At 57.9% G+C, this 16,997-nt stretch carries 16 protein-coding genes; 6 read left to right on the forward strand and 10 right to left on the reverse strand.

Translation table 11 applies throughout. The features are described from left to right. Positions 1 to 7: 7 nt before the first annotated feature. The 3 genes from HCU74_RS11605 to thpD form a co-directional block, all read right to left on the reverse strand. The gene (locus HCU74_RS11605; RefSeq protein ID WP_168450582.1) at positions 8 to 1,051 is read right to left on the reverse strand and encodes a methyltransferase domain-containing protein; all 1,044 of its coding nucleotides are present in this window, start codon (positions 1,049 to 1,051) and stop codon (positions 8 to 10) included. 19 nt (positions 1,052 to 1,070) lie between these two features. Next, positions 1,071 to 2,021 (reverse strand): arsenosugar biosynthesis radical SAM (seleno)protein ArsS, encoded by a 951-nt coding sequence (arsS, locus tag HCU74_RS11610; RefSeq protein ID WP_168450583.1) that lies wholly within the window; start codon positions 2,019 to 2,021, stop codon positions 1,071 to 1,073. A 142-nt stretch (positions 2,022 to 2,163) separates the two neighbouring features. Next, the gene (thpD, locus tag HCU74_RS11615) at positions 2,164 to 3,120 is read right to left on the reverse strand and encodes an ectoine hydroxylase (RefSeq protein WP_168450584.1); all 957 of its coding nucleotides are present in this window, start codon (positions 3,118 to 3,120) and stop codon (positions 2,164 to 2,166) included. Positions 3,121 to 3,319: 199 nt separating this feature from the next. On the opposite strand from thpD, the gene purE reads away from it, so the two are divergent. The 3 genes from purE to HCU74_RS11630 all read left to right on the forward strand — a co-directional run bounded on the left by purE (position 3,320) and on the right by HCU74_RS11630 (position 5,733). Beyond that, entirely contained in the window at positions 3,320 to 3,811 is a 492-nt protein-coding gene (gene purE, locus HCU74_RS11620) for a 5-(carboxyamino)imidazole ribonucleotide mutase (protein WP_168450585.1), read from the forward strand. After that, positions 3,811 to 4,878, forward strand: a complete 1,068-nt coding sequence (purK, locus tag HCU74_RS11625) for a 5-(carboxyamino)imidazole ribonucleotide synthase (protein WP_168450586.1) — start codon at positions 3,811 to 3,813, stop codon at positions 4,876 to 4,878. Before purE ends, purK begins: the two co-directional genes overlap by 1 nt. Before the next feature lie 147 nt (positions 4,879 to 5,025). Continuing rightward, a complete protein-coding gene (locus HCU74_RS11630; RefSeq protein ID WP_168450587.1) occupies positions 5,026 to 5,733 on the forward strand; it encodes a fimbrial biogenesis chaperone in 708 nt (235 codons plus the stop codon). Here HCU74_RS11630 and nrtS read toward each other — a convergent pair. Then, the gene (gene nrtS, locus HCU74_RS11635) at positions 5,730 to 5,954 is read right to left on the reverse strand and encodes a nitrate/nitrite transporter NrtS (RefSeq protein ID WP_168450588.1); all 225 of its coding nucleotides are present in this window, start codon (positions 5,952 to 5,954) and stop codon (positions 5,730 to 5,732) included. The two genes, HCU74_RS11630 and nrtS, sit on opposite strands and share 4 nt — an antisense overlap. 65 nt (positions 5,955 to 6,019) lie before the next feature. Next, on the reverse strand, positions 6,020 to 6,928 hold the full coding sequence (locus tag HCU74_RS11640; protein ID WP_168450589.1) for a LysR substrate-binding domain-containing protein: 909 nt from the start codon (positions 6,926 to 6,928) through the stop codon (positions 6,020 to 6,022). 123 nt (positions 6,929 to 7,051) lie between these two features. Between HCU74_RS11640 and HCU74_RS11645 the strand changes: the two genes are divergently transcribed. From HCU74_RS11645 to HCU74_RS11655, 3 genes are all read left to right on the forward strand, one after another. Then, positions 7,052 to 8,158 (forward strand): S-(hydroxymethyl)glutathione dehydrogenase/class III alcohol dehydrogenase, encoded by a 1,107-nt coding sequence (locus HCU74_RS11645; RefSeq protein ID WP_168450590.1) that lies wholly within the window; start codon positions 7,052 to 7,054, stop codon positions 8,156 to 8,158. Positions 8,159 to 8,196: 38 nt separating this feature from the next. Continuing rightward, positions 8,197 to 9,036, forward strand: a complete 840-nt coding sequence (gene fghA, locus HCU74_RS11650) for an S-formylglutathione hydrolase (RefSeq protein ID WP_168450591.1) — start codon at positions 8,197 to 8,199, stop codon at positions 9,034 to 9,036. A gap of 226 nt (positions 9,037 to 9,262) precedes the next feature. Then, the gene (locus HCU74_RS11655) at positions 9,263 to 12,349 is read left to right on the forward strand and encodes a parallel beta-helix domain-containing protein (protein ID WP_168450592.1); all 3,087 of its coding nucleotides are present in this window, start codon (positions 9,263 to 9,265) and stop codon (positions 12,347 to 12,349) included. Between the two features lie 116 nt (positions 12,350 to 12,465). Here HCU74_RS11655 and trmB read toward each other — a convergent pair whose 3' ends face one another. The 5 genes from trmB to HCU74_RS11680 all read right to left on the reverse strand — a co-directional run bounded on the left by trmB (position 12,466) and on the right by HCU74_RS11680 (position 16,992). After that, on the reverse strand, positions 12,466 to 13,185 hold the full coding sequence (gene trmB, locus HCU74_RS11660; RefSeq protein WP_168450593.1) for a tRNA (guanosine(46)-N7)-methyltransferase TrmB: 720 nt from the start codon (positions 13,183 to 13,185) through the stop codon (positions 12,466 to 12,468). Between the two features lie 6 nt (positions 13,186 to 13,191). Further along, positions 13,192 to 13,566 carry a DUF423 domain-containing protein gene (locus HCU74_RS11665; protein ID WP_168450594.1) on the reverse strand — a complete coding sequence of 125 codons (375 nt, stop codon included), beginning with the start codon at positions 13,564 to 13,566 and terminating at the stop codon, positions 13,192 to 13,194. Positions 13,567 to 13,670: 104 nt separating this feature from the next. Next, positions 13,671 to 14,396 (reverse strand): hypothetical protein, encoded by a 726-nt coding sequence (locus HCU74_RS11670; protein WP_210425255.1) that lies wholly within the window; start codon positions 14,394 to 14,396, stop codon positions 13,671 to 13,673. Between the two features lie 161 nt (positions 14,397 to 14,557). Next, positions 14,558 to 15,418: an RNA polymerase sigma factor RpoH gene (gene rpoH / locus HCU74_RS11675; protein ID WP_168450595.1), complete on the reverse strand. Its 861-nt coding sequence runs from the start codon at positions 15,416 to 15,418 to the stop codon at positions 14,558 to 14,560. A 167-nt stretch (positions 15,419 to 15,585) separates the two neighbouring features. Further along, complete coding sequence (locus tag HCU74_RS11680) at positions 15,586 to 16,992, reverse strand: ABC1 kinase family protein (RefSeq protein WP_168450596.1); 1,407 nt, start codon at positions 16,990 to 16,992, stop codon at positions 15,586 to 15,588. Positions 16,993 to 16,997: the final 5 nt, after the last annotated feature.

The following is a 16,997-nucleotide window of genomic DNA, read 5'->3' on the forward strand; positions in this document are numbered from 1 at the left end:
GGGCACCCTAGCAACAGGGCGCGGCACCCTCGGCGCCGCCCTCAGTGAAGGGTATGGCAACACCGCAGCCTTCAAAAATACCGTAGTGCTGACTGAAGTCGCCAATAAATTCAAAGTGCGACTTGAATCGCGTGTCAGACAACATTCGCCAGCTATTCCCGCACACCGGAAAAACACGGCCCCGCTCGATGCAATGATGCTTGTCCAACACGAAAAACACCGGCTGTTCGGGCAGCGTGCCGCGATAAATCACTGCCTGCCCGTAGTCTTCACAGTCGTTTTCCAATCCATCGAGATTAAACAGCCGATAGGTCGCCGAAAAGAACTGTACACCGGCAACTCGCTGTGCCACGGCGGGGTCAGTCATTTCCAATGGTCGATCCTCCACCAGACGAGGGTCAGTGAATCCCTGTCGTCGAGCGAGGTGCAGAAAGTCATTCCAATACAGCGCACCACCCAGACACTCGCCGTACAGCATGGGGTCATCGCGCATTGCCGCAGGCACTCGACGGCTGGCGTACACATCGGAAAAATAGAACTCGCCACCGGGTTTCAGCAGACGCTTCACCGAGGCCAGCACCGCGTCCTTGTCCGGTGACAGGTTAATCACACAGTTAGACACCACCACATCAAAGCTGCCGTCCTCCAGTCCCAATTCATCGAGTTTTTCGAGGTAGCCCTTGAGAAAACGTACATTGTCGTAGCCAAATTTTTCCGCGTGCCACTCCTGGGTAGAGCGGGCAACCGCCAACTGTTCATCTGTCATATCGACACCGATGACTTCCCCCTCCGGGCCGACCAGCTGGGCCAGCGCATAAACATCCCGACCGCTGCCACTGCCCAGGTCGAGAATGCGGCAGCCACGCAATTCAGTGGGGCATACCAGACCACAGCCGTAGTAGCGGCTGAGAACCTCGGGGTGAATATTGGCCAACAGGGGCTTGAGCCACTCGGGCATCGCACTGATGTCGCAGCACGCACTGGTTTTCAGATCCGCCGAACTCTGTAATTGTTTGCCGTAGTAATCCTGTACGGTTTCGTAGGTGCTCATGGTGTCATCCGGTTATTATTTAAAGTGCCCCGCCGCAGCTGCTGCCCTGGCCCGCCGTGCAGCCATAGCAGTGGTCGGCAACATGAATCGGCCCCTCTATCGGCTCAGCCCCGAGCAAGTCCGCCAGTTTTCGCGGCCCGCCAAGCGTCGGCATGGCGAGCTGCTGGTTGAAATCGCAGTCGTACAAACCGCCCTGCCAGTCCACACTGATCATTGAACGGCACATCACCCCGTCGAGGTTGGCACGGCTGTAATTGTCTTTCAGCAGCGTCATATAGCCGTCAAACTGCCCCTTCGACACCAAGGTGGAACCGAAGCGTTTTATCGGCATATTGGCCAGAGCATACAGCTGGTTAAACTGCACGCCGAAATGGGCCATCAGCTCGCGCTTGTAATCCGCCTCCAGCCCTTGCTGATTCGGCGGCAGCGACGGCCCTTGCGGGTTGTACACCAGATTTAGCTTGAGGCCTGAATCCACTTGGCCATACCCCAGGGCATTCAACCGCTGCAGGGCCGCAATACTTTTGTCGAACACCCCTTCGCCCCGCTGGGCATCGACATTGTCCAGTGAATAGCAGGGCAGGGACGCCACCACCTCAACCCCCTGTTCAGCGAGGAACTCCGCCAAACCCTCCTGACCGGGTTCAAACAAAATGGTGAGATTACAGCGGTCAATCACCTGCACACCCAGTGCCCGGGCCTGAGTGACCAGCCAGCGGAAGTCGTCGTGCAGCTCCGGCGCGCCGCCGGTCAGATCCAACTGACCGATACCGCGCTTTGCCAGCACCTCGGGGATCATCTCGACCAGTTCCCGCGACATCATTTCGGTGCGAGTCGGGCCGGCATTTACGTGGCAATGCAGGCAGCGCTGATTACACTTGTAGCCGAGATTGACCTGCAAGGTGTCCAGGGTGGCGCGCCGAATGGCGGGGAAGTCAGTCACTTCGAGTAGTGGCAGGGTATCGCGCATACATCTCCAGAAAAGCAGTACAGATACCCTATAGTTTCACAGGGCGAAGGATTGTTACAGTTTGGCGCACTGCCATCGCAGCACTATCGCCCCTTACGCGAAAACGCGGCCAGCGGTTTTCACCGATGGCCGCACAGCGCACTCACATAATTGGCGTCCAGTTCTTATCCGGTCGGTGGGCGAGAAATTCCGGCCTGGGTTTTGCCGCCCCATAGGGCTCGGTGCACAGGTTGTCCCGGCGGTTATAGACAAAAAACACATTGGAGCGCGGCTGCGGTGACATATTGGGTTGGCTGCCGTGCAGGGTATTGCAGTCGAACAATAACAGGCTACCCGCAGCCCCGGTCGGCGCTTGAATACCGCCGCGGTCGATCAATTCTCGCAGGGCCTCCTCCGGCGGGGTACCAATACGCTGTTTTTTCAGCGACTGGCGATAATTGTCCTCGGGGGTTTCACCGACACAGGGTACAAAAAACTGGTGGGAACCGGGAATCAGCATCAAGGGGCCATTAAACGGGGTATTGTCGGTAAGCACGATCGAGGCACTGATCGCCCGCATTGCCGGCATCCCATCTTCCGCGTGCCAGGTTTCAAAATCAGAATGCCAGTCAAAGCCCTTGCCGACAAAGCCCGGTTTGTAATTGATCCGCGACTGATGGATATAGGCCTGCCCGCCCAGCAATTGCTCCACCCGGCCCAGCAAGCGGGGGTCGAAGGCCAGCTTTTTAAAGGCCGTGGACAGAAAGTGTACCGCGAACAACGAGCGAATGGCCGCGCTGTCCGGCTCGGTGATGGTGAATTCCCGCCCTCGAAAGGCGTCGCGGCTTAGCAAGCGGTCCAACTCCTGCTGAAAGAGGGCAATGTCATCCGCACCGAGAAAGCTCTCTTCAAACAGAAAGCCGTCGCGCTCAAAGTCTGCGCACTGCGTCGGCGTCAGCGGGCCATTTTTCGAAATTTGTTGTGCAAGTGACTCGTGGCGGGGTAATAGTCGTTTTGGGGGTGGGGCCGAGAGGCGGCTGGGGTAGGGGTCCTGCCGGGCAGGTGTCGTAAATATTCTGTCGCCGTGAAGTTCGGCACGTCGCGATGCTTCCACGTACATGTCATAACCTCCTGATTTATATAGGTCTCCGATGTAAAAATGTGACAACAGCTACGATGGGGATGGCGCCGAAAAGTTTCAAGGGAGAGCGGCCGAGGCAAGGCCAAAATAAAGAAAGCCACAACATCGACGGCAAAGCGCGCCACCACCGGTAATTTTGATCTATAATGCGCGGTTTTCATGCGACGAGACCAAGCCAATGGCAGCAAAAGTCGCCCTGATCATGGGCTCCAAAAGCGACTGGGACACAATGCGCCCGGCCACCGAGATCATGACCGAGCTGGGTGTAGAACACCATGTCGAGGTGGTATCCGCCCACCGCACACCGGATAAACTGATGGAGTTTGCCGAAAACGCCGTAGCGCGTGGCTACTCTGTCATTATTGCCGGCGCAGGCGGTGCCGCCCACCTGCCCGGCATGGTCGCCGCGAAAACCCGCCTGCCAGTACTGGGCGTGCCGGTACAGAGCCGTGCGCTCAACGGCATGGACAGCCTGCTGTCGATAGTGCAGATGCCCAAGGGCATTGCCGTAGGCACGCTGGCCATTGGCACCGCCGGCGCGTTTAACGCCGGTCTGCTGGCCTGCCAGATTCTCGCTGTGCAGGACCCCGCCCTCGCCGAGCGGCTCGAGTCGTTCCGCGAAGCACAGACCAGCACTGTACTCGACAACCCGGATCCGAGGGAGGACTGATGCAAACGGTATGGATTCTGGGTGCCGGACAACTCGGCGCCATGCTGCAACAGGCGGCCTACCCCCTCGCCCTGAGGGTAGTGCCCCTGGACCCGGACCTGACCGAGCTACCCACGATTCAGCCCGGCGATATTATCACCGTAGAGCGGGAGCAGTGGCCAAGCACGCCGCTGACCGACTTCCTCAGCAGCCACTCCAGTTTCGTCAATGCCGACGTGTTTTGGCGCATCGCTGATCGCTTCCACCAGAAAAGCCTGCTCGACAGTCTGGGGGTCGCCACTGCACCCTGGCGCAATGTCGCCGACGACACCCGGGCAGAAGCGCTGCACCAGGATCTGGGCAGCGACGTGCTGCTCAAGCGCCGCACCGGCGGTTACGACGGCAAAGGCCAGTACTGGCTTTACAGCGACCAGGGAGATGAAGTCCCCGGAGACTGGCAGGGTGCTGCCATCGCCGAACAGAAAATTCCCTTTATGGAAGAGGTTTCGCTGGTAGGCGCCCGTGACCGCAACGGCAAAACCGTGTATTACCCGCTGACCCTCAATCTGCACAGCGACGGTATTCTGATGGCCTCAGTGGCGCCGCTGGAGCGCGTACAACACTTGCAGGAACAGGCCGAGGGTATGCTCGGCAAAATCATGGACGCCATGAACTACGTGGGTGTTATGGCCATGGAATGCTTCCGTGTTGACGACACCCTAATCGTTAACGAACTGGCACCACGGGTACACAACAGCGGCCACTGGACCCAGGCCGGCGCCTGCGTCAGCCAGTTTGAAATGCACCTGCGCGCCGTCACCGGACTGCCGATCAAATCGCCGGAAGTACGCGGCAACAGCGCCATGATCAACGTGATCGGAGTTGAGCGCGACCACCGCTGGCTGGAAATTCCGGCGCTGCAATGCTACTGGTATGGCAAGGATGTGCGCCCCGGCCGCAAACTGGGTCATATCAATATCAACCATCCGCAGCGCTCCGCAATACGCGGCGCTATCGATGAGGTGCGCCCCCTCCTGCCGGAGCACTACGGCGACGCACTGGACTGGCTCGAACTGCAATTGCGCTAAGGGCCTGTGATTCAGGCCCCGACAAATCCCCAAAATGCCAAGCAGGGCGCATTCCTCCCACTGAATCGCCCCTGCGTTTCTGCTATGCTGCGCCCGCTTTTGACGACGGTGACCGACCCACTCAGCTTACAGATAAGCCAACCTGCCATGTTCAGACAATGCCACGCCTTTATCACTGCCGTTGCCACGGGACTGATCGCCGTCGCCTTGACCGCCGGGACGGCTTTCGCCCAGCAGACTCGCGACACGGCGCTGACGGTACACCCACTGCGCATTGACCTGCCCGCCTCGGCCAGCACCCGGCAACTGACCATTAAAAACACCAGCGACGAGGCCCTCTCGCTTAAACTGCGCCTGACTGAGTGGCCGTCGGACAATGAACTGTTCCCGCGTATCGCCCGCGGGCTGCTGGTCAGCCCGATGATGCTGACACTGCCCGCCAACACCAGCCGCGATGTGCGCGTTGGTCGCCTGCGCGACGCCAAGGCTCCGGAAATTGAGCAGAGCTATCAGCTGCTCATCAGCAGTGACACAACGCCCGATCAGACGGTTAAAGTGCCGGTGTTTATTCCCCCGATGAATCGCCAGAGCCTGGCACCGCAAATTACCGCGCAAAAGCAGAGCCACGGCCTTACAGTCACCCTCAGCAACAGCGGCAATACTCACCTGCACCTCAGCGAAATCCAGCTCCAGCAGCGGGATGCAACACCGCTGCAAAAGCAAAACCTCGACCTGTACATTCCCGCAGGCCACACGTCGAGCTACGAATGGCATATCAATAACAGTCCGGTGCCCGCAGCGGCAATGGTCAAGCTAACCATTAACCAGCGCGAATACCTGCACGCTGTTCGTTAGCCATCAGCTACTTCGGCCCTTTGCTGGGCCTTCACCGCACTGTAGCTTGCCACCAGATAAGGCGTCAGGTAGTTAAGCACAACATGGGGCCAGGAGGGCATATCTCCCCCCAGTACTACCGGCCCCTGATTGATGATATTGAGCAAGGTCCCCACCACCACAGCGAGTTTCAGCGCATTTCTCACCACGTGTGGCGCACCCGCCTTGCGAATCAGCGACATATAACACTCCTTTGAACGACGCCTTGAGTGATCGGCCCCGATAAGACGCTCACCACACCCCGATGTTACAAACCTGCTTCATCCCCCTGGCTGAGGTAATCGACCTGACGGAATTCCGCGACGAGAAATTCGGTAAACAGCCGCACCTTCGCCGACACATGGCGGTTGCCGGGATATACCGCCCACACTGCTGTATCAGTAGGCTGACAGTGGTCAAGCACCGGCTGCAAGCGCCCGGCCTTGATGTCTTCATACACGTAAAATTCAGGCAGTTGCACCAATCCCAGCCCCCGTCGCGCCGCCGCCAGCAGGGCATGGCCATTATTACTCCGCCAGCGCCCCGCTATTTTCAACTCGCGATGCTGGCCATCCTCACGCAACCGCCAGGTGGGGACAGACCCCACCAGACAGGTGTGATGGCGCAAGTCCGCGATACTGTCGGGGCGGCCAAACTCATCAAAGTAATCCCGACTCGCACAGACAATCAACCGGCGCTCGGCGATCCGTCGCGCGATCAACGAGGAGTCACGCAAAGTGCCCGCGCGAATGGCCAGATCAAAGCCCTCCTCCACAAGGTCGACGTTGCGACTGCTGAAGTCGATATCCAGACTCAGCTCGGGGTAACGACGCAGGAATTCCGCCGCAACGGGTGCAACATAGCGCTCGCCAAAAGCCCCCGCCACACTCACCCGCAACGTACCCCGCGGGCTAATGCCCTGGGCCATCAGCTCCTGATCGCTATCGTCCAATAGCTGCAGAATATTCTTGCACCGCTGAAAGTAAGCCCGTCCCGACTCGGTAAGCGATAAACTGCGGGTACTGCGCTTAAGCAATTGCACCCCCAGCCGTCCCTCCAGACGACTGAGCTGCCGGCTGGCGTGGGACTTCGACATTCCCAAGCGCTGCGCCGCAGAGGAAAAACTGCCGCTTTCGACCACCTGCACAAACACCTCGACCTCTGTCCAGCGGCTCATACGCCCTCTTTCATTGTTGCCATATAGAAACAATCAGTTTACCGCAACACTGATTATCCTTCCCAGGTATTGCTATACACTGCTCGCATAGCCTCTTCGCCGAAAATAAAACAGGAAGCCATCATGAAAACCAAAGCCGCTGTCGCCTTTGCCGCCGGCAAACCACTGGAAGTAGTCGATGTCGATCTCGAGGGCCCCCGCGCTGGCGAGGTGATGATCGAACTAAAGGCCACGGGCATTTGCCACACCGACGCCTTCACCCTTTCCGGCGATGACCCGGAAGGCGAGTTTCCGACCATTCTCGGCCACGAGGGCGCAGGAGTAGTGGTTGAAGTGGGCGCGGGGGTCACCAGTGTCAAACCCGGCGATCATGTAATCCCCCTGTACACCCCCGAGTGTCGCCACTGCGATTTTTGTCTGCACCCCAAAACCAATCTCTGCCAGGCCATTCGCACCACTCAGGGTCAGGGCCTTATGCCCGATGGCAGCAGCCGCTTTTCACTGGACGGCAAACCGCTCAAGCACTATATGGGCTGCTCAACCTTCTCCAACTTCACCGTTCTGCCGGAAATTGCCGTGGCAAAAATTCACCCGGACGCCCCCTTCGACAAGGTGTGCTACATCGGCTGCGGCGTTACCACCGGCATTGGTGCCGTCATTTTCGACGCCAAGGTCGAACCCGGCGCCAATGTGGTGGTTTTTGGCCTGGGAGGAATTGGCCTGAATGTGATACAGGGCGCAAAAATGGCCGGGGCCAATATGATCGTCGGCGTCGATATCAACCCCGGTAAGGTTCAGCTTGCCCGCGAATTCGGCATGACCCACTTTCTCAACCCCAAGGAGGTGCCGGACATCGTCGAAGCCATAGTGGAACTTACCAAGGGTGGCGCTGACTATAGCTTTGAATGTATTGGCAATGTCACCACCATGCGCCAGGCCTTGGAGTGCTGTCACAAGGGCTGGGGTGAATCTATAATTATTGGAGTCGCCGGCGCTGGGCAGGAAATTTCCACCCGCCCCTTCCAACTGGTAACGGGTCGAGTATGGCGCGGCTCCGCTTTTGGCGGAGCACGGGGAAGAACCGACGTACCCAGAATTGTCGATTGGTATATGGATGGCAAAATCAAGATCGACGAACTGATTACCCACACTATGCCATTAAGCGACATCAACAAAGGCTTTGATCTAATGCACTCTGGCGAGAGTATAAGGTCAGTCGTCCTGTATTAAACTGCGGAGAATTAGCGCTGCCACGCAACGTGAACATTATGGAAAAAATTGCAGAGCACAAAAGTTTTGTCGGCAAACAGCTGCGCTATCGCCATCGCGCGCAAAGCGTGGGCTGCGACATGACCTTTTCCATTTATCTTCCGCCCCAGGCAGAGCTGGGTAAAGTGCCGGTGCTGTATTGGCTGTCGGGCCTGACCTGCACCGATGAAAATTTCGTGAACAAGGCCGGGGCCCAGCATCATGCCAGCATGTATGGCATGGCTATCGTCGCGCCGGATACCAGCCCCCGGGGCGACGGTGTCGCCGATGCCGAAGACGGCGCCTACGACCTTGGACTCGGTGCAGGTTTTTACCTCAACGCGCGGCGCTCACCATGGTCACAGCATTATCGAATGGAAGATTATTTCTGCAAGGAGCTGATCGATCTGGTCGAGAGCGAGTTTCCCGTCGACGGCAAGCGCAGCGCCATTGCCGGCCACTCGATGGGCGGCCACGGCGCATTAAAATTTGGCCTCAAGTACCCTGAACGCTTTCGCAGCATTTCGGCGTTTGCACCGATCAGCTCGGCAAGTAACTGCCCCTGGGGGAAAAAGGCTCTTACCGCCTATCTCGGCGACGACCCCAGCCTTTGGGCAGCAGAAGATTGCTGTGAACTGCTGAAAAAACGGGGCAACAAAGCCCCAAAGATATTGGTTGACCAGGGAGACGCCGATCCTTTTCTGCAAGATCAGCTCAAACCGGAATTACTTCAGGCCGCCGCCACCGCCGGTGGCGCTGATTTAACCCTGCGCATGCAAAGCGGTTACGATCACAGCTACTTTTTCATCGCCAGCTTTATTGAAGAACACCTCCGCTTCCACCGGGAGCACGTAGGCTAAGCCCCACCCTGCTGCGGTGACCGCACACCAGCGGCGGCCCACCGCAAAACCATATTCCATTAAAACTGTAAATGGCCCCAGCGCCAACCTGGTCCTCTTCGCTACAACGATAGGATAGCCCCCACCCTTGCTATAGATTCAATTTGAGACTAGAGGGCGCACAGACGCCTACAAACGCGCCTTCATCAAGGTGCGCTCTACAGCCGTATACCAAGGGTTTAAATCTATGAAATATCATTCCGCTTTAATTTTAGCGCTGCTGCTTGCGCTCAGTGGCTGCGGCGGCAGCTCTTCCAGCAGCTCCACCCCGCCGGTCGAGGACGACATCGTTGATAACGGCGGTGGTGACAACGGCGATCAAGGCGGCACCCCTCCGCTACCTGCCGGTCGCACATTCATTATCGAAACCGGGCCCAACGCCACCGCTGAGATGCTTAGCGCAATGATTGGCGCCCGTCCCGGCGACACCATCGAGTTCGGCAAAGGCTACTTTGAACTGACCGCCGGCATTCAAATTGCCAGCACGGAAAATATTCTGGTCAAAGGCCAGGGCATGAATGAAACCATACTGTCCTTTAAAAACAGCAGTTCCCAAGAGGGCTTTCTTGCCACTACCGTTCGTGGCATTACCGTACAGGACCTGACCGTTCTCGACCCACCGGGAGATGCCTTCAAGCTCCAGGGCGTTGATCACGGCACTCTGCGCCGAGTACGCGCCTTCTGGTCGAGCGGTCGCAAGCTGGAAAATGAAGACACGGTGACCGCCGCCAATTACCGGGAAAAACTGCAGGTCGCCTGTACTGACCCCGCGCGCCACAACCCGAATAACCCCAATCCCAGCGAGACCGACACCACCTCTCCCGACTATACCGTTAGCATAAAATCCGGGCGCTACGGCATCTATCCGGTGAACTCGCAAAACATTCTCGTTGACGGAGCGGAGTCAATCGGTGCCTCTGACGCAGGCATTTATGTCGGCCAAACCGACAATGCCATTATCCGCAACAGCCGCGCCGCGTTTAACGTGTTCGGCTTTGAGATAGAGAACGTACGCGGCGGCGAATATGTCGATAACCTATCAGAGTGCAATACCGGCGGGTTCCTGGTTTATGACCTTGACGGCCTGACCCGCTACGGCAGCCGCACCCGCATGTACCGCAACCATGCCCGCAACAACAATACCTATAACTTTGCCGAACCCGGCAGCCTGGTAGCCAACATTCCCCGCGGCACCGGCATGTTGACTCTCGGCTACGACAAGATCGATATTTTTGAGAACACCTTTGAAAACCACGGCACCGCCGGCATTGTACACACCAGCTACAAACTCCTTGGCGCCCCCGGCGATCGTCGCCTGGATATGTACTCTGAAGGTGTACATATTTTCAATAACACTTTTATTAACAATGGTAACGACGTTCCCCAGCCCGACTTTGCCACCATCGCCGCCACCGAAGGCGAACAGGTAACCTCGGCCTTTCCCATGCTGGTAGGCCTGAAGGTTGCCGCCGCCACAGGTGAGTACCGCGGCGCTCATATCGCCTGGGATGGCTACCAAGACAGCTATGACGCCGACTGCCCCTACCCCGTTGATGAACAGGGCCAGCCAATTCCCGCCGACGAAGATGGCAAACCCATCTCCGGCAACCATTACCCCAACCCGGACTGCCGCTATAACGGCTACAAGTTCGACAATGCCGGTGAGCGCAAAAAGCCCCTGTGGTGGTTCAGCTGCATCGACGACGACAATACCTTCGCCGACGACAGCCTGACCTACGCCAATTTCCACGGTCTTGAAGGCATGAACTTGCTGGTTTACGGCGCACCCTCGTCCCTGGATGAACTGATTGCCGGTGCCCAGGCCATCGAGGATTTCGCCGCAGACACCGACATCACGCCGCACAAATGTGTCGACCAGTACGGCGGCAACATGGCGCTGCTACCGCCGGTGGTGATCCCGGAGTTCGTTCCCTCCGTGGTGTTTGATCCGGAACCCACTGCAACGGAAATCGACGCACTGTGCTCTGCCAGCGTCGCCGACGGAGAGATTAACGCCGCCGCCTACACTGTGAATTGCCCACGACTGGATCAGTACCACCTGTTCAGCGACCCCGAAGATCCCCGCAGCCTGCCCAACGGCCGCGGCGTACCCTTTGTGCTGAACAGCAAGTTGTTTTCTGACTACTCAACCAAGTACCGAGTGGCCTACATCCCCGAGGGCGAGCAGGCCATTTACCGCGACGGCCAAGATGGTAATAACGCCACCATCCTGTTTCCGGTTGGCACCATTCTGAGCAAGAGTTTTGCCTTCGCCGACGAGACCACCAACACCGAAACCGTGGTGGAAACACGGCTGCTGATCAAACGTGAAAGCAGCAGTGGCCAGGTGTTCTGGGACGGTCTGGAATACCGCTGGCAGGAAGAAAATGGCCAGCGTGTCGCAGTACTCGCCCAGGAGGGAGGCAGCGCCAGCGTTGCCTGGAACTACCACGACGTAGACAGCGATGAGCATTATGTCGGCGCCAGTGACGATTACTCGCTGCCCAACGCCAACCAGTGCCTGAGCTGCCATGCCAACGACGATGCCGAAACCGGCGCCGCCCCGATCGGCCCGAAAGTCCGCAATCTCAACCGACCCTTCGCCAGCGAGTCGCCGATTGCATCAGGCATCGACTTGCACCCGATCAATGGCGAAAACCAGTTGTTGTATTGGTGTCAGACCGGGTTGATGGGCAACTGCCCGGACAACCTGCAACTGGACCCCACCACCAGCTATATTACCAACCTCGAGCGCAACCCGAAGTTTAATATTGCTGGCGACTCCGGCTTTGCCGCCAACTCCAACGAGGACATCGAGGCGCGGGTACGCTCCTACCTGGAAGTCAACTGCGCCCACTGCCACAACCGCCGTGGTCTGGCCCAGAATACCGGCTTTTACATGGATGTGTTCCGTCCGGTCAACGACACCTACGGCATCTGCAAAGGCCCGACAGCCAGCGGTACCGAGGGGCGCGGTGGCCGTGAATACGACATCGTACCAGGCAGCGCCGCCGATTCCATTTTGCCCTACCGCATAGGGCCTGAGGCGACCACCATCGCCGCAAAAATGCCGCCATTGGCCCGTGGGCAGGTACACACCACTGCCTTCAATCTGGTCAGCCGCTGGATCAATGATGTGGTGGACAACAGCTACGACAACGCCGATGCCTGTAATACCAGCAACGGCGGCGACAACGGCGGAGGAATACCCGAACTGCCTAGCTGCGCCCCCGGTGAAGTGCCCGGCATTGGCGGGGAGTGCCTGCCGCTCTAGCACTTGATCGCAAGCTTCGCCGCACCTTCAGCCAGAGCTGAGGTGCGGCTTTTTTATGGGAAGTTTTTATGGAACCTGTTTGACTATCGTGATGCTAGCCGCAGCAGGCAAACCACCTACTCGGCATTTTTCGCAAATAGCAGATCCCAAACGCCGTGACCAAGGCGCTCTCCGCGCTTTTCAAATTTGGTTATCGGGCGATACTCAGGGCGCGGCGCAAAGCCACCATCGCTGCAAGTATTGCTGAAATCCGGCGAGGCCGTCATCACCGCCATCATATGCTCGGCGTAGTTTTCCCAGTCAGTCGCCAAGTGCAGCACTCCGCCAGCACGCAGTTTTTTTGCGAGCAGGGCAACAAATTCCGGCTGCACCAAACGGCGCTTATGGTGGCGTTTTTTGTGCCAGGGGTCGGGAAAGTAGATCTGCACCCGACTGAGGCTCTGATCGGGAACGCAGCGCTCCAGGACTTCTACCGCGTCATCGCAATAGGCGCGCAGATTCTCAATACCCTGCTCGTCAATCAGGTACATCAATCGACCCACCCCGGGACTGTGCACCTCGACGCCCACAAAGTCGGTATCCGGATCGTTTCTGGCCATGGTCGCCAACGAGTCGCCCATACCAAAACCGATTTCCAGCGCCACCGGCGCGCGACGGCCAAAGACCTGTTCGAAATCCACCTCACCATCGGCAAGGCTCAAGCCCTTGCTGGGCCAATGGATGTCGTAGGCACGACGCTGGCCCTCCGTCATTCTACCGGTGCGCAACACGAAGCTGCGAATACGGCGCATTTTGGTCGCTGACCCCGCAGCGGCATTCTCTGAATTGGAAGTCATTGCGAATTACAGCCCCTTAATCGCCGCTACGGCGAGACAGGCCCAGCCTAGCAAAAACAACAAACCACCAACGGGGGTTATCGCACCCAACACCTTGATCTCGGTGAGCGCCAGAGCATAAAGACTACCGCTGAACAGGGCGATACCCAGCGCAAACAGCCAAACCGATGCCCTTAACGCCGCGTGCTGCACACCACTGTGCAGCAACAGGGCCGCTGCCAATAGCGCGAACGCGTGATAGAAGTGGTATTGCACGGCGGTTTCGTACACCGCCATCATTTCGCTGCTCAGTCGAGCCTTGAGCCCGTGGGCGCCAAAAGCGCCCAATGCGACGGCCAGAAAACCGTATACCGCAGCAATGCCTAAACTGATTGACGCCATATCGCCCCCTGAATTTCTTAAGGTGGCTATTGTAAGGGGGGGCGTCGGCAATACAAAGCGGGTTTTGCGCCGCGACTATGGGCGACCACACGCGCCCAAGCCACTTACCAGAGTATTTTGTACTCCAATCCCAGCGCCAGATTATTCACATCCGAGCGTCGATACTGGTTGAGCCGATACTCTGCCACCAGATACAGATCCTCGACCAAGCGCCAGCCCAGTTGCGCCTCCGCCACCATCGGGTTTGCCGGAATCGCCTCGGGCAGGGTTTCATTAAAGGTGTGGTCGATAAATCCGCCCAGATAGAGGCGCTCGCTTAGCCAGGGGAAGCCCATACGGAAAGCGTGCTCCATTTGCCAAACCGACTCGTCGCGCTCGTCGATCTGAATGGCGTGAAAATTAATCGAATAGCTCAGGTGAATTGCCTTGAATAACTCGCCAATCACAGGGGTGTCGTGAAACCGCCAGCGCGCACCGAAGCGCAGTCTATCGTTGTCTTCGCCACTGCGCAGATTGCTCTGCACTGTCAAATCAAAGGGCGAGCCGTCGCTGATTTGCCACTTCAGTGTCTGCTCGCTGTAGAAGGTGGTAGTTTCTGTCAGCTCCTCCTCCGCGGGGGCGTTGTAGAAATTGATAAACATAAACAGCGACAGGCGCTGTGGTAGCTGTGCACCGACGTTAAGGGTCGCGACACTGTCGCTGCTCGCATCACTGAGATAGGGATACAGGTTGAAATCCAGAAAACCCCGCTGACTTGGCGCTCCCTGGGCCACCGCCGCACACAATAACAACCACAAAAACACCCACCCGGAAAACCACTTTGCCGCCATATTAACCCCCATCACCAGAGGGGAAAGTAAAGCCCAGTGGACGCCATAGTGCTATGCGTACTTCTGCGGGGGGAGTCGGGGAAAAACCAGTAGTCACAAACGGCAGAAACAAAAACGCCCCGACGTGATGCGGGGCGTCAGCGGTGTTCCAGGGCGACCAATCAGGCTTCCATCGCGGCGCGCAGTTTCTTCATTGCCGCCTTTTCGAGCTGCCGAATCCGCTCGGCAGACACGCCATAGCGATCAGCCAGATCATGCAGGGTGGCTTTATCGTCGGCCAGCCAGCGCGACTGGAGAATATCCCGACTGCGCTCATCCAGCTCGTCCAGCGCCAACACCAGACTTTGGTGATTGCTTTCTTCCCAGTTATCTGCCTCAAGCAGACGCGCAGGATCCTGGGAATGGTCTTCCAGGTAGTGCACCGGAGCGACGTAGCTGCTGCTGTCACTGTCGTCATCACTGCCAGAGGCATCGAAGGCCACATCAACCGAGCTGAGGCGCCCTTCCATGCGACGCACTTCGCTGACATCCACGCCGAGGTCGGCGGCGACAGCGTGGGCTTCGTCGTTGCTCAACCACGCCAGCTGTTTTTTGGCACTGCGCAGATTAAAGAACAGTTTGCGCTGGGCCTTGGTGGTCGCCACCTTGACGATGCGCCAGTTGCGCAGCACATACTCGTGGATTTCGGCCTTGATCCAGTGCACGGCAAAAGACACCAGACGCACGCCCTTGCTTGGGTCGAAGCGCTTGACCGCCTTCATCAGGCCGACATTGCCCTCCTGAATCAGATCCGCCTGGGGCAGACCGTAGCCGTTGTAGCTTTTGGCAATGTGCACCACGAAGCGCAGGTGCGACATAACCAACTGCCGGGCCGCTTCGAGATTGCCGCGAAAATGGAGTTCTTCTGCCAGCTCTCGCTCCCGCTCTGCACTGAGCAGGGGAATGCTGCCAACTGCCTGAATATATGCAGAGAGATCACCACCCGGCACAAGTTGCTGTACTGGCTGCAGATGGGTGCTCATGCACATCCTCCTGTCAAAAAGTAAAAATAGACCAATCGCCCGCGGAATACGCTGCGGGCGCGACCTCGAAATCGACTGATTATTAGATGCCTAAACGGCCAAAAGTTCAAGGGCAAATTTATGCCAAAGCCCCAGAAATCGCGACACAGCGGGGCATTAACGTGCTGTTACCTCTGTATATCAGTGTCCTTGTCCGACGCCCAGCTATCCACAAAAGGTGCAAATACCGCTTCACCGTCAAAAACGGCGCCAAAATGCGCGATAAGTGCGTAAACGCCCATTAACTTGCGCATTACATAGAGGAAGTCCTTGGGTGGCAGGGCGAAATACTTACTCATTGACGCCGCCACCGCTTTTTTGGCCACCCTCTTGGGTAAATTGCTGTTTCGCCAGTCATAGCGCAAACCGTCCGCAGACAGGGCCTCGGCGGGCAGCTGCTGCGAGGGTTTGCGCAGGGGTTCAGCGATATCCAAACCGATATCGACAAAGGACTCCAGCACCTCTTCAGGAAAATGAGCCTTCATAAAGCCCAGACCAATACTGCAACGCAGAAAGGCCTCGCGATCCTGTCGATAAGCAGCCACCATCATCTCGCAGAACTGACCCGCGAACTGGCTGGGCAACAGGCGCATCGCACCGAAATCCAACAATACAAGCTGGTCGCGTCGCCCACGGGGGTCGATACGCACTCGGTAATTGCCAAAATTGGGGTCTGTCTGCATCCGCTGCCAGCTGAACAGCTCCAGCAGGAACAAGTGCAGGACCGCCTCTCCCAGAGCGTTGCGCCGCGCCTGACTGAGTGCGAGCACCTCCGGCGCGGCCACCGCCAGAGAGGGTTCGTAACTCATTGTCAGCACCCGCATGGTGCTGTAGCGGGCGCTGCTGCGCGGCACAATGTAGCGGGAGTCTTCACACAGCTTGCCGGCGACAAAGTCGAGGTCCCGCCGCTCCTGCTGGTAGTCGACTTCCTTGTGCAACAGCTGGCGGATGTCGCCAAACCAGTCGTCGATATTGCGTGTCGATTCCAGCAAGCGGGAGATTCGCATCAACGCCATAACCGCCTGAAAATCGGCATCGATGGTGCGATCCACACCGGGGTACTGCACCTTTACGCACAACTCTTCACCGGAAACTTCTACTCTGGCGCGATGCACCTGCCCCAGCGAGGCAGCCGCCAGTGGCTGCCGGTCGATATCCAGCTCAGCCAGCCGGTAACTGTCCAGTTCCTTTTGCAAGGCACCACGTATCGCCGCCCAGGACATTGGCGGAGTATTGTCTTCAAGAGAGTGCAGCGCTTCGGCCACCTCAGGGGGAAGCAGGTAATCACCATAGGTCGCCATCAGCTGGCCGATTTTCACTACGCTGCCCTTGAGTCTGCCCAACTCCTCGATAAAGAAGCGAATATTTTCCCGTCGACGCGCCAACGCTGCGGCCTCGTCGTGGCTGAAGCGCTCGCGCAGCGATTGCCCTACCGCGCGACTGCCATAACGCAGCCCCAGCCTGGATAGCTCCAGCCGACGGGCGAAGCCCCCTGTGGTCAATCGGTGCAATGTCGATTCATTATCGTCAGTCATAGCGA

It is taken from the genome of Spongiibacter thalassae, assembly GCF_012272835.1.
GTDB classification, from domain to species: Bacteria; Pseudomonadota; Gammaproteobacteria; order Pseudomonadales; family Spongiibacteraceae; genus Spongiibacter; species Spongiibacter thalassae.